Here is a 22,130-nt window from a genome sequence, read left to right as displayed (position 1 = left end):
CGCGCGAACACCGAGCTAATATGAGGGTGCCTCATGTCTTCGGATTGCCCGGCAGACGTCAGCCGACGCCGGGCGAGGAATCCACATCGAATCGGGTCAACCCTCGCGGCGATGCCGCCGCAGGTACATAGGAGAAGCACCATGGCTACTCAGATCGCCCAGACGACCGGGGCGCAGTTCACCGCGATCCTGGGACTGGGCGTCTATCGCCCGGCGCGCGTCGTGACCAACGACGAAGTGGCCGGGCCGATCGATTCCAGCGATGAGTGGATCCGCACCCGCTCGGGCATCCGCACCCGCCGATTCGCCGACGATTCCGAAACCATCCACTCGATGAGTGTGGCGGCCGCGCGCGGCGCCCTCGAATCCGCCAAGGTCGCCGCCGACCAGGTCGACTGCGTGATCGTCGCGACGTCGACCCATCTGTTGCTCACCCCCGCCGCGGCGCCCCGGATCGCCACGGAACTGGGTGCGGGCGGCGCCGCGGCCTTCGATATCTCCGCCGGCTGCGCCGGTTTCTGCCACGGCCTGGCAATGGCCTCGGACCTCGTGCGCGCCGGTACGTCGTCGCGGGTGCTGGTCATCGGCGTGGAGAAACTGACCGACACGATCAATCCGGCCGACCGGGGCACCGCATTCCTGTTCGCCGACGGCGCGGGTGCGGTGGTGGTCGGCCCGGCCGACGAGCCGGGTATCGGCCCGACCGTCTGGGGGTCCGACGGCACGCAGCACCAGGCGATCCGGCAGGACAAGGACTGGATCGAGTTCTTCACCGAAATCGAGGAGAAGGGCCTCGACGCCGTGCGGCCCTACCTCGCAATGGAGGGCACGGCAGTGTTCCGGTGGGCGGCGCATTCGCTGGAGAAGGTATGCCGGGACGCGGTCGACCGGGCCGGGCTGGCCATGGACGACCTGGACGCCATGATCCCGCATCAAGCCAACGGCAGGATCATCGAGATCATGGCGCGGGTGCTGAAACTCCCGGAGAACTGCGCGCTGGCCAACGATATCGAGGAGGCCGGCAACACTTCGGCAGCCTCGATTCCGCTCGCCATGGAGACTCTGTTGCGAACCGGCGAGTCGAAACCGGGCGATACCGCACTGCTGATCGCCTTCGGCGCCGGACTCTCCTACGCCGCGCAGGTCGTGAAGCTGCCGGAGTTCAGCTCGCCTCTACCGCTTTCTTGATCCGGGCCAGCGATTCGTTCATCCCACGGACCAGGCTTTCCTCGAAGGGCTCCTCGCCACCGAGCATCGCGTTCACCAGGGTGCGCGAAATCCACGTGGTGCCGTTGGGAACGTCGCGGCGTTCGATCACCCGGGTGCCGTCCGCGGTCGGTTCGAGCGTGTAGGTCCAGATAGTGCGGTTCTGGCTGACCCGGAACGCCAGTGCGCTGTTCTTCTCGTAGCGCAGGATGCGGGACGTGGTCGGCCAGAACTTCCAGCCGTCGCGGTTGAGGTTGACGGTGATCACGCCGGCTTTCGGTTTGCCGATCGGGATCATGCGCACGCATTGCGGGCTGAACTCCGGCATCCGGCGCGGATCGGCGAGCACCGCCCAGACCCGGTCGGGCGCCGCGGCGATTTCGATACTGGCTTCCAAGTTCTTCGGCACCATTGCCTCCAGATAGCTGACACTCCAAGTCTCAGAAAGAGTAGCGATCGGCTTCGTCTCGGTCACATTTTCCCGGCCGGCATATCGATAGCGTGGATCCGGAAGCAGAATCGAGGTGTAAGACCCGCCGGTTCAGTCAACGCCAACGCAAGGACGACACGACGCCAGCAAACACTCAGCTACGGTAAGGTGATGGGCCGTGAACCTTCGCTCGCTATTACGCCGCCAGAACTCTGAGGGGCTACCCAAGTTGCCCGCGCTCGAACCGGACGACGCCCTCGGCGACGACCGCGTCGACGAGCGGCTGGAACGTCTACTCACCCCCACCGAACTCGATATGGTGCGCAGACACCGCGTCTGATTTCCCCGGCGGTTCCAGTACGCTGCTGGTCGCGCCGGAGGCTCCGGCGTGGCTGATCTCGGGGAATGCGTTATGAAGCGAATTTCAACTGTTGTCCTGGCCGCTACCGCCACCGCGGCACTGATGCTGACCGGTTGCTCGTCGGAAGAACCCGCCGAAGCCTCCGGGCTCCGGAAGAATACCGCTACCGGCCAGACATCTCCGCAGACCGAATCCGAGACCGGCGCCCCGGACGAAACCCCCGCACCGGAAGAGAGCGCCGAAGCCTCCGAGGCGCCCGCGCAGACCTCCGCCGCCGAGGAGGAAAACCTCGCATCCGGACGAGCGTCCGACACCACGTGCGCCCAGTTCGCCCGACTCGACGAACCGGAGCAGCAGCAACTGGTGCAAACGATCCTCGCCGAGAACCCCGACTCCACCTTCGCCGGCAACCCCAATGCAGCCCTCGGCACCGCGAAACTGGTCTGCAATTCCAGCAAACTGGCCGATCAGAAGGTCGCTGTAGTCGCCGGGATCGTCCTCAACGGGTGAGGCACCTTTCCCCGCGCGCAGAATAGACACTGTGGCTGAACTGGCTCTGACCGTCCGAATGAATTCGTCCGCCGCGGATGCCCGGCGGGGGGTGATCCGCCTGCACCCGGAAGTGCTGACTGCGCTGGGGCTACGCGAATGGGATGGGATCACGCTGGTCGGTGCCCGCCGGACCGCCGCCGTTGCCGGGCGCGCCCCGGCCGATACCCCGGCCGGTACCGCACTGCTCGACGATGTGACCCTTTCCAACGCCGGGTTACGGGAGAATGCCACCGTGGTGGTATCGCCCGCGGCGGTGCAGGGCGCCCGGCATATTTCGGTGAGCGGGTCCCGCCACGCCACACAGTCGATACCGGCCACCACTCTGCGGCAGGCTCTGCTCGGCAAGGTCGTGACTGTCGGCGATACGGTCTCGCTACTGCCCCGCGATCTCGGCCCGGACATTCCGTCGTCGGCGGCCAGTCAGGCGTTGTCCAAGGCATTCGGCATCGCCTGGACTTCCGAACTGCTCACGGTGGTCGCCACCGAGCCATCCGGCCCGGTGAGCGTGCAGCCGAATTCGGCGGTCGAATGGACCGCGGGCGCGGGCGCGGGGAATCAGCCGGCGGTGGTGCGGGTGAACGGGCGGGGCGGGCCGGACCAACCACTGGTACCGAGCCATCTCGACACCGTCTGCGAGACCGATCTGCCGGGAGCCGTCACGGTGACCGGTACACCGGCCGGAGTCCGCGTGGAAGAACTCGCCGGTGCCCGTCAGCAGGCCGCCAAACTCGAGGAATGGCTGAGTCTGGCGCTCGACGAACCCGAGTTGCTCAAAGCCCTGGGCGCCGCACCCCACCTGGGCGTTCTGATCACCGGACCGGCCGGGGTCGGCAAGGCCACGCTGGCGCGGGCGGTGGCCGCACCGCGCCGGGTGGTGGAGTTGGACGGCCCCTCGGTGGGGGCCGCCGAGAGCGGCGCCCGGCTACGGGAGGTGGCGGCGGCTGTCGCCGCGACCTCGGGTAAGGGCGGCGTACTGCTCATCACCGATATCGACGCCCTGCTACCGGAACCGGCCGAACCGGTGGCGACTCTGATCTTGGATCAGCTACGTGCGGCGGTGGCCGAACCGTGCGTGGCGTTGCTGGCGACCACCGCGCATCCCGCGGCGGTCGATTCCCGGCTGCGCGCACCGGATCTGTGTGATCGCGAACTCGCGCTGGCCCTGCCCACCGCAGCCGTTCGTAAAGCCCTGCTCGAGCAGCTGCTGGCGAAGGTGCCCACCGGCGAACTCCGGCTCGAGGAGGTCACCGCTTCCTCGCCCGGTTTCGTGGTCGCCGACCTCGCGGCGCTGTGCCGGGAGGCGGCGTTGCGGGCGGCGGCCCGGGCCAGCCGGGACGACAGCACCGATCCCCGGCTGGAGCACGAGGATCTCATGGGCGCACTGAAGGTGATCCGGCCGCTGTCCCGATCGGGAACCGAGGAACTGGCGATCGGCAGTCTCGGCCTCGACGATGTCGGCGATATGGCCGAGACCAAACAGGCACTCACCGAGGCGGTGCTGTGGCCGCTACGGCACCCCGATTCGTTCGCCCGGCTGGGGATCGACCCCCCGCGCGGAGTTCTGCTGTACGGGCCGCCGGGATGCGGGAAAACTTTCCTGGTGCGCGCGCTGGCCGGGAGTGGGCAGCTGAGTGTGCACACCGTCAAGGGGGCCGAGCTGATGGACAAATGGGTCGGCTCATCGGAGCGTGCAGTGCGGGAACTGTTCCAGCGCGCCCGTGATTCGGCACCGTCGTTGATCTTTCTGGACGAAGTGGACGCGCTGGCCCCGCGGCGCGGGCAGAGTTCCGATTCCGGGGTCGGTGATCGCGTGGTCGCGGCCCTGCTGACCGAACTGGACGGGGTGGAACCGCTCCGCGACGTGGTGGTCCTGGGCGCCACGAACCGTCCGGAACTCATCGATCCCGCACTGCTGCGGCCGGGTCGCCTCGAACGGCTGGTTTTCGTTCCGCCCCCCGACGCGCAGGCCCGCGAGGCGATCCTGCGGACGGCGGGGCGGTCGGTTCCACTGACCGAATCCGTGGATCTGGCCCGGCTGGCCGCCGACCTGGACGGTTTCTCCGCCGCCGACTGCGCCGCACTCCTGCGCGAGGCCGCGCTCGCCGCGATGCGCCGCGACGTACTGGCCGCCGATGTCACCGCCGAGGATATCGCCGCCGCCCGTCAGGCGGTCCGGCCTTCCCTCGACCCCGCTCAGGTCGAGGCGCTACGCCGCTACTCCGAACGGTGAGCACTGCTCGCGGCGCGACGGCTCCGGCGCCGCGTACCCCCGCTGCTTACCGTCCATGACCATTACGTGCCCCGACGGACGGGCACGGAATAGGTGCGCCGACACCCGCCCCTGGTCCGGCACTCGACAGTCCTCGGCATCGAACCGGCGCGGACACGCACTCGGGCCGGACTGAACTCGACGGAACCGATCGGGGCCGTACTGGGCGACGCCGACCAAGCCGGGCTCGACTGCACATGGCCGGGCCGGATCCGTGCCGTGCCGTACTGGGCTGGGCTGGGCTGGGCTGGGAAGCCTCGGTGATCTGGCCCGACCAGCGACACTCGGCGCTGTACGCGTGGGGCATCGGTCCGCTGAGCGGATGAGGGATCAGGGAGGCCGACGGCGACCGGTGTCGACGCCGCTACGGTCCGGCTGCCGCGGCCACCCTGCCCGTTATGTCTGACCTGCACAAATCGTTGCCGAAGGGTAGCCGAATACGGACCGAGGTCCGCATACGTGTACGATTGTGCCAGTTCGTGCTCGCATATGATGAGCGCGCAATACCCCGCCGCCCCTGATTCCGACGGAGGTAACGCTTGCTCGCCATCCTGCTTGCACACGCCCTGGCCGCGCTTGTCGCGCCCGCAGCCGTGCGAGCAGTAGGGCGTAACGCGTTCTACCCGCTGGCACTGGTACCGCTGGTCTCCCTGGGATGGGTGATCGCCGGATGGAACGACGTCCAACAGGTCAGCTACGCCTGGGCACCCACCATCGAGCTCTCGCTGGAGCTGCGGTTCGACTCGCTCGCCACCGTGATGAGCGCCCTGGTACTGGGTATCGGCGCGCTCGTGCTCGCCTACTGCGCCCGCTACTTCGACGACGACGAGCCGAAACTCGGATCCTTCGCCGCCTGGCTGGTCGCCTTCGCCGGCGCCATGTTCGGGCTGGTCACCAGCGACAACATGCTGCTGCTCTTCGTCTTCTGGGAGATCACCACGGTGCTCTCCTTCCTGCTGGTCGGGCACAACTCCGACAGTGCAGCCGGGCGCCGGTCCGCGCTCCAGGCGCTGCTGGTCACCGGCGCGGGCGGGCTGGCCATGCTCGGCGGCATCGTCGTACTCGGGCAGGCCTACGACAGTTACCTGCTCTCCGACCTGCTCGCCCGGGAATCACCGGGTGGGATCGCCGTACAGGTCGGTCTGGTGCTGGTATTGATCGGCGCGCTCAGCAAATCGGCCATCGTCCCACTGCATTTCTGGCTGCCCGGTGCGATGGCCGCACCGACCCCTGTCAGCGCGTATCTGCACGCCGCAGCCATGGTGAAGGCCGGTGTCTACCTGATCGCCCGCCTCGCGCCCGCATTCGCCGACGAACCGGTCTGGCGGCCGTTGATCCTCACCCTCGGCCTTGCCTCGATGTTGCTGGCCGGCCTACGCGCCATGCAGGTCACCGACCTGAAATTGGTCCTCGCCTTCGGCACCGTCAGCCAGCTCGGCTTCCTGGTGATCATGGTCGGCCTCGGCACCCCTGATGCGGCGCTGGCCGGTGTCGGACTTCTCCTCGCCCATGCCCTGTTCAAGGCCTGCCTGTTCCTGGTGGTCGGCATCATCGACCACGGGGCAGGGACCCGCGATCTCCGCGAACTGTCCGGTCTGGGGCGCCGTGCGCCCGTCCTCCTGGGCACCGCGGCTTTGGCGGCGCTCAGTATGGCCGGAATTCCGCCCCTCTGGGGTTTCGTGGCCAAGGAATCGGCATTGGCCGCCGAAATCGCCGCGGACCCGCCTCTGAGCAGTGCCGGAAAATGGCTGCTTCTCGCCGGTGTGGTGCTCGGATCGATGCTCACCGTCGCCTACAGTGCACGTTTCGTCTGGGGCGCCTTCGCCGATAAACCCGGGATCCGCGTTCCGGACTGGCACGCTCCCGGACCGGCGTTCATCGCCGCCCCCGCGCTGCTGGCGCTCGGCTCGCTGGGCGCCGGACTCGCCGCTCCCTGGGTGGACGGTCTGCTCGCGCCGTACGCGCAGACGCTGCCCGGAGAGCTGACCGGGCATCTGCAACTATGGCACGGTCTGACCTGGCCACTGTTGCTCACCGTGGTGATCATCGCCGTGGGGGCGCTGTTCTTCTTCCGGCGGGCCTGGTTCGGTGAGTCGACGACCCTGCTCGGCAACGCCGACCGCGGTTACGACGCCGCCCTGCGCGCCATGGACCGCGCGTCACTGCGGATGACCGGTTCGGTACAACGCGGTTCCCTTCCGCTGAACCAGGCCATCATCCTGGGCACCCTGGTGATCCTCCCGGCAACCGTTCTGGCCCTGGGGACCCGCACCGGAGTCGAGCTACGACTCTGGGACCGCCCGCTGCAACTGGTGATCGGCGCGATCATGATCGCCATGGCGCTGAGCGCCACCGTACTGCGTAACCGCCTGGCAAGCGTGCTGGTGGTCGGGCTCACCGGCTACGGCTGCGGCGTGATCTTCGCTCTGCACGGCGCGCCCGATCTGGCGCTGACCCAGTTCCTGGTCGAAACCCTGACACTGGTGGCCTTCGTCCTGGTCCTGCGCGCCTTCCCGGCCGAGATCGGACCGGAACAGCAGGCCGGTTTCCAGATCGGCCGGGCCGCGATCGCCGTCGCCGCCGGTATCACGGTGCCCGTGCTGGCGGCCTTCGCCACGGCCGCGCGTAGCACCGAGCCGATCTGGGAACGGATCCCCGCGGCCGCCTACGAATTCGGCGGCGGCAAGAACGCGGTCAACGTACTGCTGGTCGATATACGCGCCTGGGACACCCTCGGTGAGATATCGGTGCTGCTGGTGGCCGCCACCGGCGTGGCGTCGCTGGTTTTCCGCAGCCGCCGGTTCGGCCTGCCGCCGCGGGCGGCCGATGCACCGAACTACAGTCCGGGGAAAGTGGGCTGGTTGCCGGCCGGCCGGCTGGTGGACCGCCGGGACCGGTCGATGGTCCTGCAGATCACCACTCGCCTGGTGTTCCCGACGATGATGGTGCTGTCGGTCTACTTCTTCTTCTCCGGCCACAACGCTCCCGGCGGCGGTTTCGCCGGCGGACTCATCGCCGGCCTGGCGCTGGTCCTGCGCTATCTGGCCGGCGGACAGTACGAACTGGGCGAGGCGTTACCCGTCGACGCCGGTCATCTGCTGGGTGCCGGCCTGATCCTGGCCGCCGGAACGGCCACTGTCCCGTTGCTGTTCGGCGCGCCTCCGCTGCACTCGGTGATCCTGGAGGCCACCCTGCCCGTGCTCGGCCACGTCAAGTTGGTGACCTCGCTGTTCTTCGACCTCGGGGTCTATCTGATAGTGCTCGGGCTGGTCCTGGACGTACTGCGCAGCCTCGGCGCGCGACTCGACGACGAGCTGGTGCAATCATGAGCGCGAACCTCACCCTGCTGACCGTCGTCGGAGTCCTGGTCGCCTGCGGCGTCTACCTGCTGCTCGAACGTACAGTGACGAAGATGCTGCTCGGCATCCTGCTGGTCAGCAATGCCGTCAATCTGCTCATCCTCACCATGGGCGGGCCGGACGGCGCGCCGCCGGTCCAGGGCGCGACCGATACCGTGCGCGACACCATGGCCGATCCGCTCGCGCAGGCGCTGATCCTGACCGCCATCGTCATCACCATGGGTGTCGCGGCGTTCGTGCTGGCCCTTGCGTATCGCTCCTACATCCTGACCACCAGCGAAAAAGTCGAGAACGACCCGGAGGATGTCGGGATCACCGAGCGCGAGCGGGAGGAACCCGAAGAATGACCCTGCCGCAGACATTGCTTCCCGTCCTGGCACCGCTGCCGGTGCTCATTCCGCTGCTCACCGCGGCCGCGACCTTGATAGTCGGCCGCAGGCCCCGCTTCCAGCGGGCCGTGGTCATGGTCGCACTCACCGCCGCCGTAGTCGTCTGTGCCTTCATGCTGTATCTGGCCGACCGCGACGGCATGGTTGCGGTCCAGGTCGGCGGCTGGGAGGCCCCGATCGGTATCACCATCGTCGTGGACCGGCTGTCGGCCGCGATGCTGCTGGTCTCGCAGATCGTGCTGCTCGCCGTCGCCGCCTACGGCGCCGGACAGAACATCGGCGACAGCAGGGTGCGCCAACCCACGTCCATCTTCTGGCCCACCTATCTGGTGCTCAACGCCGGTGTCTCGATGGCGTTCCTCTCCGGTGACCTGTTCAACCTGTTCGTCGGCTTCGAAATCCTGCTGGTGGCCTCGTTCGTCTTGCTGACCCTGGGCGCCACGGCCGAACGCATCCGGGCAGGGGTGTCGTATGTGATGGTGTCGATGGTGTCGTCGCTGATCTTCCTGATCGGTGTCGGCGTCGTCTACGGAGCCACCGGAACCTTGAATTTCGCGCAACTCGCGATGCGGATGGATACCGTTCCCGACGGTGTCCGCCAGGCGGTCTACGCCGTTCTACTCGTCGCGTTCGGCATCAAGGCGGCGGTGTTCCCGCTGTCCAACTGGCTGCCCGACTCCTATCCCACCGCGCCCGCACCGGTCACCGCGGTCTTTGCCGGCCTGCTCACGAAGGTCGGTGTCTACGCCATCCTGCGCACCCAGACCCTGCTGTTCCCCGACGGCGGATTCGACAATCTCCTGCTGATCGCGGGCCTGCTCACCATGCTGATCGGGATATTCGGCGCGATCGCCCAGAACGATATCCGCCGGTTGCTCTCGTTCACGCTGGTCAGCCATATCGGCTACATGATGTTCGGGATGGGGATCGCGAGCAAGATCGGCCTGGCCGGTGCCGTGTACTACATCGCGCACCACATTCTGGTGCAGACCGCGCTCTTCCTGGTGGCCGGCCTGATCGAACGACAAGCGGGGTCGACCTCCCTGCGCCGGGTCGGCGGAATGGCGGCGGCCAGCCCGATACTGGCCGCATTGTTCCTGATCCCCGCGCTCAACCTCGGTGGGATACCGCCCTTCTCCGGATTCATCGGGAAGGTCGCACTCCTGCAGGCGGGCGCCCAGGACGGCAGTGTGCTGGCCTGGATCCTCGTCGCCGGATCGATCGTGACCAGCCTGCTCACGCTGTATGTGATGGCCCGGGTGTGGAGCAAAGCGTTCTGGCGGCCGCGGGAACAGGCGCCGGAGGGACATCTGGTGTCCGCGACACTGCCCTCGCTGGTCGAGGACAACACCGACATGCTCTACGACGAACGCACCGACCCCGGCCGCTTGCCCGCCATGATGGTGCTGCCGACCGCCGCACTGGTCGCGGTGGGGGTCGCACTCACGGTCTGGGCCGGCCCGGTGCTCGGTATCGCCGACCGCTCCGCCGCCGAACTCCAGGACCGCGGCATCTATATCGACGCCGTTCTCGGCGGAGGCACGAAATGACCCGGCTGCGGCTTGCACTCAGCCGCGACAACGTCCATCGCCTCGGCGTACTCGCCTGGCTGACAGTCGTGTGGGTCGCGCTGTGGGGCCAGATCAGCCCGGCCAATGTGCTGGCGGGTCTGGCGGTCGGCACGGTGATCATGGTGGCGCTGCCGCTGCCCCGGATCCCGGTGCGCGGCCGGCTGCGCATCTGGCCGCTGCTGAAACTGCTGGGCGTGAGCATGTACTCCGCGATCGAATCGAGTCTCCAGCTCGCCTGGTTCGCGCTGCGTCCCGGATCGCCACCCGTATCGGGTGTCCTGGAGGTGGCGTTCGCGTTCCGCTCGGATTTCGTCATGGTGATCTGCACCAACCTGCTGAATCTGATTCCCGGCACCATGGTGCTCGAAATCGACCGGGAACGGTGCGTGGCCTTCGTCCACGTCATCGACGTCGGCAGTGATAAGGCCATCACCAGCTTCTACCGCACCATCCGGCAGATCGAAGCACTGCTGATCGCGGGCCTGGAGAACCGCGCAACCCCGCTGCCCACACAGGAGGTGAAGCCGTGATCGTCGTAGCCGTTGTGGCCGGCATCCTGCTCTCGGCGGCCGCATTGATCACCGGATACCGGATCCTCGCCGGTCCCGGCACCCTCGACCGTGTGGTCGGCATCGACTCGATCATCGCGATGGCGATCTGCGGTCTGGCGGTATGGGCCGCCTACAGCCGCGATACCTCCGTGGTGCCCGCCATCGTCGCGCTCTCCCTGGTCGGGTTCCTGGGGTCCGCGGCCGTCACCCGCTACCGGGTCCGGGACGACCGATGAGCACGGTACTGAACTGGCTGTCGGGCACCCTGATCATCATCGGTGCGCTGATGGCACTCACCGCGGCAATCGGGATCGTCCGCTTCCCCGACACCCTGCTGCGTATGCACGCCGCCACCAAACCGCAGGTGATCGGCCTCAACCTGGTTCTCGCCGGAACCTGTCTGCGGGTCTACGAGGACCCGAACGTCTGGATGTTGATACTCGTGGGCCTGTTCACCCTGCTCACCGCGCCGGTGATCGCCCACCTCATCGGCCGTACCGCCTACCGGGAGCGGAAGTACCGCGCCGACCTTCTCGTGGTCGACGAGCTGAGCGACAAACTGGACGAGTAACACTGAATTTTCGGTCCCCGGCGCGGGAGGGTTCGGTGAACTCGGCGCCGCCGTAGTTGCGTCGAGAGTCAACGTCCCCGGGCCCAACGGAAATCTGGGAAGGCTGCTGTGCTGTTCGGCGCGGACCCGGCCCGAACCGTCCGAGCGAATCGCCGCGGTGAGATCCGGCATTGCCGTCCGGTATGGCTCCGTCGTGCCTGGGTAAACGTTCGGCCTGGCCAACGGCTCGGCAGTAGCGAGACCACCTCTGCCCGGCCGCGTACACCTCCCCCGGCCGGCGTCAGCGTGATTCGACGGGTTCGCCCCGCAGCCCGGCCGTCGAATCCTCGGCAGCAGACACTGCGGCCGAGTACGGCAACACGTCGGCTGTCTCTCCCCGGGAGGCGGAGCCTTTCTTCCGCAGGTATACCGCTGCCGGGAGGCCGGCTCCGATATCGGCCGGGGCAGCCAGGAACTCATCCGTCCTCGCCGCGTCGGAACCGGCGGCCAAGGGCACACTCGCACGGCGGCGCGCGAACCAGGTCGCGTGGAAGCCGGCAGCCACCGCCGCCAGCAGGGCCAACACAATCGAACCTGCCACCACCGGATGGTCGGCCATCTGCACCGCGAGATATCGGTACCCGGACAGCAGTGTCAGCAGGACCAGCGCCCCGGCGCCTACCAGGCGCACCCGGAACCAGCCCCAGCCGCGTTCGGGTTCGCGCAGCGCCGACTCCACGGTCAAGCAGAGCACCGCTCCGGCGACCAGGTCGACGCCGTAGTGGTAGCCGAAGCCCAGGGTCGCGGCCAGCGTGCACAGCAACCAGAATGTGCCGCCCCAGCGCAGCCAGGTGGGGGCCAGGGTGCCGTCGGCCCGCCTGCGCGTGTGCAGGAACAGGGCAAGCGCCCAGGCGGTGTGCATCGAGGGCATGCAGTTGCGTGGGGCCTGATCGGAGAACAGCAAGGCCTCGGGACTGCGGTCCAGCGGCGGCACGACACCGGGCCAGAAGTTGCCCAGCTGGAAACCGTTACCGTCCACGCCGTAGACGAACATGGGACCGACCACCGGGAACAGGATGTACACCAGCGGACCCACCAGCCCCAGTACCAGGAAGGTGCGCACCAGATAGTGACCGGGCCACCGGCCGCCGGCGGCCACCGCGCGCAGTTGCCATACCGCCACCACGATCGCCGCCGCGGGCAGTTCGATGTACACCCAGTGCAGGACGGCTTCGGGAATCGGGCCCAGCACCTGCAGTACCCGGCCCATCACCCAGGCCGGATCACCGAGCGCATGGTCGGCGAGCATCACGTACTGGTCCAGCACGCGGGGCCGCAAATCGACGGTGATATGCAACCAGACATCGCCGACCTTGGTCGCCAGGATCAGCAGCGCGCCCAGCGCCGCCGCGCGCAATGCGGTGCGCCGCCGCCGGCCCGACCAGCGCCACCAGGCCAGCACCGCCAGCCCGGTGAGAACCAGCACCGGGCCGTTGCCGACAGTGAACGGTCCACCCAGCGCCAGTCGCACCCCCGCGTAGACGAGATCGATCCCCACGGCCGCCGCGAGCGCGATCACCCGGTACCTGTTTGCCACCCCCACCAGCGCGAGAACCAGTCCCGCCCAGGGCACGGTCATCGACTTGGGGATCCCGGCGTAGTCGCGGAACAAACTCTCCAGCGGACCCTCGTAACCCCGCCAGTGCGCAATTCCCTGCAACGCCACCAACAAAGCGGGCACCGCCAGCACGGCGAGCACCCGAACCCGGCGGCGCGCGAATACCCGAACCCCCCGGTGCGACGCAGGTCTTCGCGCCGCGGCTCCAGCTCCCATATTCGGGTTTTCGACCAGCACCCGCTCATCGTAAACGGCACATGAACGGAGCACCTACAGGCTATTGAACAGCAGCTGTGTATATGGCGCCACCTCCGGCATCGCGACGTTCGGGACCCTACGGGTCTCGTTCTTCACTCCGCCGCTGTATCCATGGCGCCGCCTCCGGCGGCGCGGGGTTCGGGGCCCCACGGGTCTCGTTCCACACTCCGCCGCTCCAGAACGAGACGGACCCCGAACCATTGGGGTGGACTACACCGAGCAGTTCAGGCAAATACGGCCTCGCCCATCGTGGACGGTCCACCCGCGGGGAGCTACAGCGGGCAGTTCGGGCACAGGCGAACACATACCGACCGGCGTCGGGATCAGTGCAGATCCGAGAAGGGGCCCGAACCGTTCAGCTCCTGTACAAGAGCATCTACTACGGCGACCAGATCTCCCTGTGCCGCGGCGGCGGTTTGACGCTGGCGTTGATAGTTCGCGCCCCGGCGAGGGATATTCGCCACAGCCCGGAGTTCATCGGCGCAATGCAGCCGCCGCGCGGTCGGTTCCAGCCGGTTCAGCAGATCGTCGAGATCGTCGGTGACCAGGCGTTCGGTGTTGTCCGAGCCGACGATCACAATAGCGTCCAAGCCGTATCGGGCTGCCCGCCATTTGTTCTCCTGCACGTGCCAGGGCGGCAGGGTCGGCAGGTCTTCGCCGCGTTCCACCCGTTCGTCGAGATGCACGATCAGGCAGTGGATCAGCGCCGCCAGCGCCGCGAGTTCACCACGGTTGGAGATCCCGTCGCAGATCCGCACCTCGATGGTTCCCCATTTCGGCGCGGGCCGGATATCCCAGTGCATACCGCCGAGTTGTTCGAATACACCGGTTTTCATCTCGTCGTGCACGTAATGCTCGAACTGGGTCCAGTTCTCGAACTGGAACGGCAGGCCCGCCGTCGGCAACTGCTGGAACATCAGCGCCCGGTTGCTTGCGTAACCGGTATCGGAGCCGGACCACATCGGCGAGGATGCCGACAGCGCCAGCAGATGCGGGTAGGACAGCAGCAGCGAGTTCAGGATCGGGAAAACCTTCTCCCGGTGCGATACTCCGACGTGCACGTGCACGCCCCAGATCAGCATCTGCCGGCCCCACCATTGGGTGCGTTCGATCAACTCGTCGTAGTGCACCGAGCGCGTGAGCTGCTGGGTCGACCATTGCGCGAACGGGTGGGTTCCGGCGCAGAACAGGTCCACGCCGAGTTCATCGGCGGCCCGGCGCACGGTGTCCATGGTGACGGACAGGTCCTGCACTGCCGCCCCGACGGTTTCGTGCACCCCGGTGACCAATTCCACGGTGTTGCGCAGCAGTTCCTTGGTCACCTGCGGGGTGCCGTCGTGGGCGCGGAGTTCACCGACGGCGTCGAAGACGGCGGCCGCGGTATTGGACAGGTCGCGGCTCGCCTTGTCGACGAGTGCTATCTCCCATTCGATCCCGATGGTCGGGCGGGGTGAGCCACGGAAAGGTACCGGGTCGATCCGTGCCCCACCCATACACGCCTCCGTCGCGGGTCGACAGCTACCCGATGACGCCGCAGCCGACGCGGCCACCCGCGTCACCGGTGCTCATCGTCTGCTCGTCCGGACCGGTGCCACCCTGACGGCTGTACCGGTCCGGGATATTGGCGAAGTTGTCCGAGCCGGCATGGATGATGATGGCCTTGCCCTTGATATCGGACATGGTGACCGAATCGGTGGTGGTCACCAGATAGCCGTGGCCGTCCTCGCGCACTTGCAGCGAGGTCAGATCACCGCTGGCCGGATGTCCGGTGGCCCCGCCGACCTGCAGATGCCCGCCTGCGGACAGGAAGTCACCGGGCGCGCCACCGGCGGGCGGCGCGGAATTGGCCTCACATTTGCCTTCCTGATGGAGATGCACTCCGTGGAAGCCCGGCGTCAGGCCGGTGGCGTCGACCGTGACGCGCAGATGGTTGCCCTCGTCGGTGAAGTTCGCGGTACCGATCGTCGCGCCGCTCGGCGACTTCAGTTCGACCTCCGTACCGGAACCGGCCGGGGTGTCCTGCTCTTCAGCGTGCTCACCGTGCGCGCTTTCACCGGCGGGGGCGGGCGAGGAGGTGAAGACCGGCGGAGTCGTTCCCGCAACGTCGCTGGATTCCTGGCTGTTCGTGCAGGCAACGAGGCCGAAAGCCGCGACAGCCAGCACCGGGGTCACGCTCCGCCAAGACGGGCGACGAGATGTGGACGGTGCCATCAGGGAACTCCTTTACGAGTACCGAGTTTACGGGTAGAGCGTTTCGACAACGATCATTCGACGCAGATGATGATGCCACGCCCGCGGTATCCGCCGGGGGCGCCCCCGACCTCCGGCCGTCCGGCTCACCGGCCGGTGACCACGACGACCACGCCCGAGCTTTCGCCCAGACCGGGCGGCATGGGGGCGGTGGTGGCACCGAGGTCGGCGGCGACCGCGGCGGCGGCGGCCTCGTCGGCCGGGGCGGGACCGTAGTAGACCGTGGTGGCCGCGAGGGTGTCGGCGGCGTAGTTACCGGTCGAGGTGTTGGTCCAGCCGCGGGCCGCGAGTTCGCCGGCCGTGGTGGCGGCCAGGCCGGCGACCAGACTGTTGTTGAGCACGCGGACCGGAGTGGCGCGGTCGACCGCGCCGGCGGGGGATGTGGTGGTGGCGCCCGGCGTCGTGGTCGCGTCGGCACTGGTGGTGGCGCCCGCGGAGGGTGCGCCGACAGCGGCGGTGGTCGGCGCTGCCGCGGTGGTCGTGGCACGCGGGGTGGTCGGCGCGGCGGATGCCGACGTGGTGCCGGCCCCCTCGGCGTTGTCACTGGTGTCGGAATCCGCACTCGACAGCGACATCGCGCCCAGACCGGCGAAAACGATCGCCAGGGCGATCAGAACCATTGCGGTCGCACGCAGCGGCGGACCACCGGAGCCAGGGTTCGAATTGCTCACCCGCCCGAGCCTAGCGGGAGGTGGCTACCGCGCGCCTCCGGCGCGCGGGTTCGGCCCTTGGTGAACAGCGCACCGGCGAGTGAGTGGGGTTTACACCTGGAAGCCGAGGCGGCGGGCGGCCCGGGATTTCTGGCGGCCGGCGCGTAGCCGGCGCAGGCGTTTCACCAGCATGGGGTCGGCGGCCAGGGCTTCGGGCCGGTCGATGAGGGTGTTGAGGACCTGGTAGTAGCGGGTGGGCGAAAGCGCGAAGAGTTCGCGGATCGCCTCTTCTTTGGCGCCCGCGTATTTCCACCACTGCCGCTCGAAGGCCAGGATCTCGTGTTCGCGACGGCTCAGGCCGCTCTCGGGATCATGGGCCGGTTCGGGGAACGTATTCGTATTGGCCGGAGGACTGCCCTGGGTTGCGGAAAGCTCCCGCGCTGCTGCGCCGTCCATCTTGCTCCTCGCCGAGTTACCACCGGATGCGATCGAATCGTGACCGAACGCGTCACCGTGTTACTGCCTTGCGATATTCAACCACGACACCCGGTCGGCCGCTGCCGAGTCCGCCCGGGCGTGTCCGGTACACCAGTACCAGAAATCGGGTGTCGACCGACCGGTCCGGCCGATGTCACGCCCGCGCCGCTCACGGACAGGCCCTTTTCCGGCCGCGGTACGCATCCCCATAAGCTCGTAACCATGTCAATCCTGCCCATCGTGATCGTCGGTGATCCCGTACTGCATCGCCCGACCGAGCCGGTCACCGAAACACCGGCCGAGCTGGCCGGGCTGATCGCCGATATGTACGAAACCCTGGACGCCGCCAACGGCGTGGGCCTGGCCGCCAACCAGGTCGGGGTGTCCAAGCGGCTCTTCGTCTACGACTGCCCCGACCCGGCGGCGGACGGCACGATGGCACGCCGCCGCGGGACCGTGATCAATCCCGTTCTGGAGACCTCGGCGATCCCGGAGACCATGCCGGACCCCGACGACGACGAGGAGGGCTGCCTCTCCGTACCCGGCGAACAGTTCCCCACCGGCCGTGCCGACTGGGCGAAGGTCACCGGCACCGACGAGCACGGCGAACCGGTCGAGATCGAGGGCACAGGATTCTTCGCCCGGATGCTGCAGCACGAGGTCGGCCATCTGGACGGCCACCTCTACATCGATGTGCTCATCGGCCGGCACGCGCGGGGGGCGAAGAAATCGGTGAAACGCAACGGCTGGGGCGTTCCCGGACTGACCTGGCTGCCCGGTACCGATCCGGACCCGTTCGGATATGACGACTGAACGGCCGGAACCCGGCCAGCACCCCGCCGAACCGGATATCCCGGTCGGTGAGCGGGTCGTCGTCCGTTACCGGCTACCGGACGGCAGCGAACCGCCACTGACCGATGTGATCGGCGAGGTCGTTTCGACCAACCCGCTCACCGTCATGGGCGCCGACGGCCATCCGGTGCTGATTCCGGCCGCCCGGATCGTCGCGTTGAAAACACTGGGCCCCAGGCCGATTCGCACCTCCGAGATCCGCACCCTGGAATCCGCGGCCGCCTACGGCTGGCCGGGCACCGAGTACGCCTGGATGGACGGCTGGCTCCTGCGCGCCGGACACGGTTACACCCGCCGCGCCAATTCCGCTGTACCCATCGGTGATTCGAGCGGACCGGCCCGAGTCGACGCAGAAACGCTGCACCGCATCGGCGCCTGGTACGCAGCCAAAGGACTACCGCTGCAACTCGCGCTACCGGACCGGCTCGCGACCGTACCGCCGGGCTGGAACAGCTGGGGCGAAACCCGGGTACTCGGCATAGATCTGGAGCGATTCGTCCTCCCACAGGGCCCGTCCATGGTCCGGATCGCCACCGAACCGGATATCGCCTGGCTCGAGATCCACCGCCACCGCGGCGACGAACCCAGCGGCCATACCGCCACCGTTCCTCTTCCGGAGGTGCTGTGCGCGGTGTACGAGGGGCAGCTGGGATTCGCGTCACTGGGCCTGCCCAGCCCCATCGCAATCGCCCGCGGCGCCCTCACCACCGCCTCGGACGGCCGCCGCTGGATCGGCCTGTCCTGTGTGGCCGTACTGGCCGCGCACCGCCGCCACGGACTGGCCGCACTGGTCTGCGGAGAACTGCTGCGCTGGGGGCACGACCGTGGCGCAACGCACGCGTACGTGCAGGTCGAGGCCGGTAACGTGGAGGCACTGGAACTTTTCGGCGAGCTGGGTTTCCTCGACCACCACAGCTACCGCTACGCCGTGCCCGGCGGTTCCGTATCGGCGCCGTAGCCTCGGCGCATCTCAACACAGACGGGAATTCAGTTGCGACTGGCCACCTGGAATGTCAATTCGATCCGCTCGCGGCAGGATCGCGTGCTCGCCTGGCTGGATCGCCAGGACATCGATGTCGTGGCATTACAGGAAACCAAATGCCGTGACGACCAGTTCCCGTTCGAACGGTTCACCGAGGCCGGTTACGAGGTCGCGCATGTAGGGCTCAACCAGTGGAACGGCGTGGCGATAGCGTCGCGGATCGGGCTGGACGATGTGGAGATCGGGTTCCCGGACCAGCCCGGCTTCGACCGGGATGCCGCAGACGCCCTGATCAGCACGCCCACGGTCGAAGCACGCGCACTCGGGGCCACCTGCGGTGGCGTCCGGGTGTGGAGTCTCTATGTACCCAACGGCCGCGCCCTGAACGATCCGCATTACGAGTACAAACTCGCCTGGCTCGCAGCCCTGCGCGACAATGCCGCCCGCTGGCTGGCCGAGAACCCGGAAACCAAGACCGCCCTCGTCGGCGACTGGAATATCGCGCCGACCGACGACGATGTGTGGTCCACCGAGTTCTTCACCGGCAAAACCCATACCTCCCCGCCGGAACGGGACGCGTTCACGGCTGTCACGGCGACCGGGTTCAGCGATGTGATGCGGCCCTTCGCCCCCGGGCCGGGTGTGTATACCTACTGGGATTACACGCAGCTGCGGTTTCCTCGCAAAGAAGGTATGCGTATCGATTTCGTCCTCGCCTCCCCGGCTCTGTCGGCGACCGTGGTGGATGCGGGGGTGGATCGGGAGGAACGCAAAGGTAAGGGTGCCAGTGATCACGCGCCGGTGATCGCGGAGTTCGATATTTGAGATCGCACCGCGTGCCCGGTGCGTGTGGCCGGGGGCCGAGAAGCTGCTCGGGGTAGACCTTCCGTGAACCCGGCGCACGGGATAAGCCCTCCGTGGAAGTATGTGCTGCGATCGGCAGACACTGCCGGTCCTGCTGTCGAGTCGACCATCCGCGAAGGGGCGGGCGGTAATTTCGGAGACGCTCCTCGTCTCGAGGGGCCCTGTCGGGCCAGGTTCTTCACTCCTGCGCTCCTCCGCTTCGCTCCCCGCTCCGTCGCTCCAGAACTGGGCGGGCCCCACCCGTGGATTACGGGGGTTTACTGTCGACGGGGGCCGGGCCGTTTATCAGGGGCCGGTCGGGGGTCAGGTCCAGTCGAGCAGGGCGTCGGTGGCGAGGATGACGTTGAGTGGTTCGGGGATTTCTATATCGGTGCCGAACGGGAGGATCACCCGAGAGGCGTAGCGTCCGTCGTCGGGTTCGCTGAGGATATTGATCTCCGCGGAACCACGGTCGATGAGCAGGTAGAGCGGGATACCGGTCGCGGCATAGAGGAACGGTTTGTCGAGGCGGTCCCGGAGTTCGGTGTGCTGCGCCCGGGAGGTGACCTCGATGGTCATCAGCACCGGCTGCGGATCCGACCATTCGCCGTCCCCGGCGAACGCCGAGGCGGGCGCAAGAATCGCGTCCGGGCGTACCCGGCTGCCCCCACCGCGGCCGGCCCGCAGGCCGCGGTCGGCGAAAAGCCACAGTTCCGACCTGCGCGGTACCAGGAAACGGGCCAGCCACTGGATGACCCGGCTGTGGTTCGTGTCCGGGCGGGCCTTCGCCGCGAGCAGGCCGTTGAGGTATTCCAGCCGCAGTCCCTCGGATATGCGCTGGGCCGCGGCGTCGAGTTCTTCGAACTCGTCCACGGTCATCAGCGATCCATGCGAGAGCGTCACCGTTCGACCCTATCGTCCGGATCCGCTGGAACCCGCACCGAACACCCGGGCGAAGGAGTTCGCCACCGCCGGTCGGGACCGCCCGGTTCTGGAGCGACCAGGGGGGGAGAGAGCGCGGCGACCGGCCGGCGAGAGTGCAGAACCGGGTGGATAGGGCCCCGATCCCGCGACGCCGGAGGCGACGCCGTGAATGCAGTAAGGTCGGCGGCGGAAAAATCCATACCCACGGGGGCTCGCACCAGCGGGCTGAGAGGACGGCTAGCCCATCCGGGCGTTCAGGGCCGTCGACCGTATGAACCTGACCGGATAATGCCGGCGTAGGGAGTAAAAATGACGGTTACACCTGTCGATTCCGTGACCACGGGCCCGATCGAGGGCAGCGTCAAGTACTACCGGGAAGTGGACGGTCTACGCATACCGGTGCGCCGGATCGCCCTGACCAACGGTGAGCATTTCGATGTCTACGACACTTCCGGACCGTATACCGATACTTCGGCGGCCATCGATCTGGAGGCCGGCCTGCCGAAGCTGCGCGATACCTGGGCGAAACCGGATGTTCCCGGCCCACATACCCAGTTGACGTGGGCACGGGCCGGGGTCGTCACCGACGAGATGCGTTTCATCGCTGCGCGTGAGGGCGTCGACGCGGAAATGGTGCGTGCGGAGGTCGCCGCCGGACGCGCGGTGATCCCGGCCAACCACCGGCACCCGGAGCTCGAACCGACCATTATCGGCAAGAAATTCCTCGTGAAGATCAATGCCAATATCGGCAATTCCGCGGTGTCGTCGTCGATCGCCGAAGAGGTCGAGAAAATGGTGTGGGCCACCCGGTGGGGCGCCGACACCATCATGGACCTTTCCACCGGCAAGAACATCCATGAAACCCGCGAATGGATTCTGCGGAACTCACCTGTCCCGGTGGGGACGGTGCCGATCTATCAGGCGCTGGAGAAATGCCACGGCGATCCGGCCGCGCTCACCTGGGAGCTCTACCGGGATACCGTGATCGAGCAGTGCGAGCAGGGCGTCGACTATATGACCGTGCACGCCGGCGTGCTGCTGCGGTATGTGCCGCTCACCGCGAGACGGGTCACGGGGATCGTTTCGCGTGGCGGGTCGATCATGGCCGCGTGGTGCCTGGCCCATCACCAGGAGTCGTTCCTGTACACCCATTTCGAGGAGTTGTGCGAGATCCTGGCACGTTACGACGTGACGTTCTCGCTCGGCGACGGTCTGCGCCCCGGTTCCATCGCCGACGCGAACGACGAGGCGCAGTTCGCCGAACTCCGCACACTGGGCGAGCTGACCGGGATCGCGAAATCGCACGGTGTGCAGGTGATGATCGAGGGTCCGGGCCATGTGCCGATGCACAAGATCGTGGAGAACGTGCGGCTGGAAGCGGAGCTGTGCGAGGAGGCTCCCTTCTACACGCTCGGCCCGCTGGCCACCGATATCGCACCGGCCTACGATCACATCACCTCGGCCATCGGCGCCGCGATGATCGCGCAGGCCGGGACGGCGATGCTGTGCTACGTCACACCCAAGGAACATCTCGGCCTGCCGAACCGCGATGATGTGAAAACAGGCGTCATCACCTACAAGATCGCCGCGCATTCCGCCGATCTCGCCAAGGGGCATCCGCACGCGCAGCGACGGGACGACGAATTGTCCAAGGCCCGTTTCGAATTCCGGTGGCGCGACCAGTTCGCGCTGTCGCTGGATCCGGATACCGCCCGCGAATACCACGACGAGACGTTGCCCGCGGAGCCGGCGAAAACCGCGCATTTCTGCTCGATGTGCGGTCCGAAGTTCTGTTCGATGCGTATTTCGGCGGATGTCCGCGAATACGCGGAGCGGAACAATTTGACCGATGCGGCGGCCATCGAGGCGGGGATGGCCGAGAAATCGGCCGAATTCGCCGATTCCGGGAATCGCGTGTACCTGCCGGTCACGAGCTGACGATGGGCCGGCGCCCGCACCTGAGCTGGTGCGGGCGCCGCCTGGCCTGGCGAGCGGGCGCTCCGCTTGCCGGGCCTGGTATCCCGGTGTTCTGGTGGAC

Annotated in this window: 21 protein-coding genes and 1 riboswitch; of the genes, 14 read left to right on the top strand and 7 right to left on the bottom strand. The window is 67.4% G+C overall.

The window, feature by feature from the left end:
* Positions 1 to 141 precede the first annotated feature (141 nt).
* Complete coding sequence (locus tag NFL01S_RS21105; RefSeq protein WP_062977866.1) at positions 142 to 1,188, top strand: beta-ketoacyl-ACP synthase III; 1,047 nt, start codon at positions 142 to 144, stop codon at positions 1,186 to 1,188.
* Here NFL01S_RS21105 and NFL01S_RS21100 read toward each other — a convergent pair.
* Entirely contained in the window at positions 1,163 to 1,615 is a 453-nt protein-coding gene (locus NFL01S_RS21100) for an SRPBCC family protein (RefSeq protein WP_157116796.1), read from the bottom strand. The genes NFL01S_RS21105 and NFL01S_RS21100 overlap by 26 nt on opposite strands.
* A gap of 199 nt (positions 1,616 to 1,814) precedes the next feature.
* Between NFL01S_RS21100 and NFL01S_RS35645 the strand changes: the two genes are divergently transcribed.
* From NFL01S_RS35645 to mnhG, 9 genes are all read left to right on the top strand, one after another.
* A complete protein-coding gene (locus tag NFL01S_RS35645) occupies positions 1,815 to 1,976 on the top strand; it encodes a hypothetical protein (RefSeq protein WP_157116769.1) in 162 nt (53 codons plus the stop codon).
* A 72-nt stretch (positions 1,977 to 2,048) separates the two neighbouring features.
* Entirely contained in the window at positions 2,049 to 2,507 is a 459-nt protein-coding gene (locus NFL01S_RS21095) for a hypothetical protein (RefSeq protein ID WP_062977864.1), read from the top strand.
* A 58-nt stretch (positions 2,508 to 2,565) separates the two neighbouring features.
* Positions 2,566 to 4,779, top strand: coding sequence for an AAA family ATPase (locus NFL01S_RS21090; protein WP_062978188.1), 2,214 nt, complete (start codon positions 2,566 to 2,568; stop codon positions 4,777 to 4,779).
* Positions 4,780 to 5,357: 578 nt separating this feature from the next.
* On the top strand, positions 5,358 to 8,147 hold the full coding sequence (locus NFL01S_RS21085; protein WP_062977862.1) for a Na+/H+ antiporter subunit A: 2,790 nt from the start codon (positions 5,358 to 5,360) through the stop codon (positions 8,145 to 8,147).
* Positions 8,144 to 8,524: a Na(+)/H(+) antiporter subunit C gene (locus tag NFL01S_RS21080; RefSeq protein WP_062977860.1), complete on the top strand. Its 381-nt coding sequence runs from the start codon at positions 8,144 to 8,146 to the stop codon at positions 8,522 to 8,524. Before NFL01S_RS21085 ends, NFL01S_RS21080 begins: the two co-directional genes overlap by 4 nt.
* Positions 8,521 to 10,116, top strand: coding sequence for a Na+/H+ antiporter subunit D (locus tag NFL01S_RS21075; RefSeq protein ID WP_062977858.1), 1,596 nt, complete (start codon positions 8,521 to 8,523; stop codon positions 10,114 to 10,116). The genes NFL01S_RS21080 and NFL01S_RS21075 overlap by 4 nt, the downstream gene beginning before the upstream one ends.
* Positions 10,113 to 10,667, top strand: coding sequence for a Na+/H+ antiporter subunit E (locus NFL01S_RS21070; RefSeq protein WP_062977856.1), 555 nt, complete (start codon positions 10,113 to 10,115; stop codon positions 10,665 to 10,667). The genes NFL01S_RS21075 and NFL01S_RS21070 overlap by 4 nt, the downstream gene beginning before the upstream one ends.
* Positions 10,664 to 10,924, top strand: a complete 261-nt coding sequence (locus tag NFL01S_RS21065) for a monovalent cation/H+ antiporter complex subunit F (protein WP_062977854.1) — start codon at positions 10,664 to 10,666, stop codon at positions 10,922 to 10,924. The genes NFL01S_RS21070 and NFL01S_RS21065 overlap by 4 nt, the downstream gene beginning before the upstream one ends.
* The gene (gene mnhG / locus NFL01S_RS21060) at positions 10,921 to 11,259 is read left to right on the top strand and encodes a monovalent cation/H(+) antiporter subunit G (protein WP_062977853.1); all 339 of its coding nucleotides are present in this window, start codon (positions 10,921 to 10,923) and stop codon (positions 11,257 to 11,259) included. Before NFL01S_RS21065 ends, mnhG begins: the two co-directional genes overlap by 4 nt.
* Before the next feature lie 280 nt (positions 11,260 to 11,539).
* Here mnhG and NFL01S_RS21055 read toward each other — a convergent pair whose 3' ends face one another.
* From NFL01S_RS21055 to napA, 5 genes are all read right to left on the bottom strand, one after another.
* Entirely contained in the window at positions 11,540 to 13,072 is a 1,533-nt protein-coding gene (locus tag NFL01S_RS21055; protein ID WP_084493118.1) for a phosphatase PAP2 family protein, read from the bottom strand.
* Between the two features lie 365 nt (positions 13,073 to 13,437).
* Positions 13,438 to 14,607 carry a glutamate--cysteine ligase gene (locus NFL01S_RS21050; RefSeq protein WP_062977851.1) on the bottom strand — a complete coding sequence of 390 codons (1,170 nt, stop codon included), beginning with the start codon at positions 14,605 to 14,607 and terminating at the stop codon, positions 13,438 to 13,440.
* Between the two features lie 25 nt (positions 14,608 to 14,632).
* Positions 14,633 to 15,325, bottom strand: a complete 693-nt coding sequence (gene sodC, locus NFL01S_RS21045; RefSeq protein ID WP_062977849.1) for a superoxide dismutase[Cu-Zn] — start codon at positions 15,323 to 15,325, stop codon at positions 14,633 to 14,635.
* 125 nt (positions 15,326 to 15,450) lie between these two features.
* Complete coding sequence (locus NFL01S_RS21040) at positions 15,451 to 16,035, bottom strand: LytR C-terminal domain-containing protein (RefSeq protein ID WP_062977847.1); 585 nt, start codon at positions 16,033 to 16,035, stop codon at positions 15,451 to 15,453.
* 90 nt (positions 16,036 to 16,125) lie between these two features.
* Positions 16,126 to 16,470 carry a nucleoid-associated protein NapA gene (gene napA, locus NFL01S_RS21035; RefSeq protein ID WP_033246371.1) on the bottom strand — a complete coding sequence of 115 codons (345 nt, stop codon included), beginning with the start codon at positions 16,468 to 16,470 and terminating at the stop codon, positions 16,126 to 16,128.
* Positions 16,471 to 16,713: 243 nt separating this feature from the next.
* Between napA and NFL01S_RS21030 the strand changes: the two genes are divergently transcribed.
* The 3 genes from NFL01S_RS21030 to NFL01S_RS21020 are packed head-to-tail and all read left to right on the top strand — an operon-like array spanning position 16,714 to position 19,150.
* Positions 16,714 to 17,304, top strand: a complete 591-nt coding sequence (locus NFL01S_RS21030; protein WP_062977845.1) for a peptide deformylase — start codon at positions 16,714 to 16,716, stop codon at positions 17,302 to 17,304.
* The gene (locus NFL01S_RS21025) at positions 17,294 to 18,301 is read left to right on the top strand and encodes an N-acetylglutamate synthase, CG3035 family (protein ID WP_062977843.1); all 1,008 of its coding nucleotides are present in this window, start codon (positions 17,294 to 17,296) and stop codon (positions 18,299 to 18,301) included. The genes NFL01S_RS21030 and NFL01S_RS21025 overlap by 11 nt, the downstream gene beginning before the upstream one ends.
* 33 nt (positions 18,302 to 18,334) lie before the next feature.
* Positions 18,335 to 19,150: an exodeoxyribonuclease III gene (locus NFL01S_RS21020; protein ID WP_062977841.1), complete on the top strand. Its 816-nt coding sequence runs from the start codon at positions 18,335 to 18,337 to the stop codon at positions 19,148 to 19,150.
* 342 nt (positions 19,151 to 19,492) lie between these two features.
* Here the strand turns inward: NFL01S_RS21020 and NFL01S_RS21015 are convergent, their stop codons facing one another.
* The gene (locus NFL01S_RS21015; RefSeq protein ID WP_245670814.1) at positions 19,493 to 20,071 is read right to left on the bottom strand and encodes a Uma2 family endonuclease; all 579 of its coding nucleotides are present in this window, start codon (positions 20,069 to 20,071) and stop codon (positions 19,493 to 19,495) included.
* A 215-nt stretch (positions 20,072 to 20,286) separates the two neighbouring features.
* Positions 20,287 to 20,410, top strand: a riboswitch (TPP riboswitch).
* Between NFL01S_RS21015 and thiC the strand changes: the two genes are divergently transcribed.
* Positions 20,402 to 22,030: a phosphomethylpyrimidine synthase ThiC gene (gene thiC / locus NFL01S_RS21010; protein WP_062977838.1), complete on the top strand. Its 1,629-nt coding sequence runs from the start codon at positions 20,402 to 20,404 to the stop codon at positions 22,028 to 22,030. Its footprint overlaps the riboswitch before it by 9 nt.
* The last annotated feature ends 100 nt before the right edge of the window (positions 22,031 to 22,130 follow it).

It is taken from the genome of Nocardia flavorosea NBRC 108225 (assembly GCF_001613385.1).
GTDB lineage: Bacteria > Actinomycetota > Actinomycetes > Mycobacteriales > Mycobacteriaceae > Nocardia > Nocardia flavorosea.
Note: the sequence above shows the minus strand (reverse complement) of the source record. Positions and strands in the feature narration are given on the sequence as shown.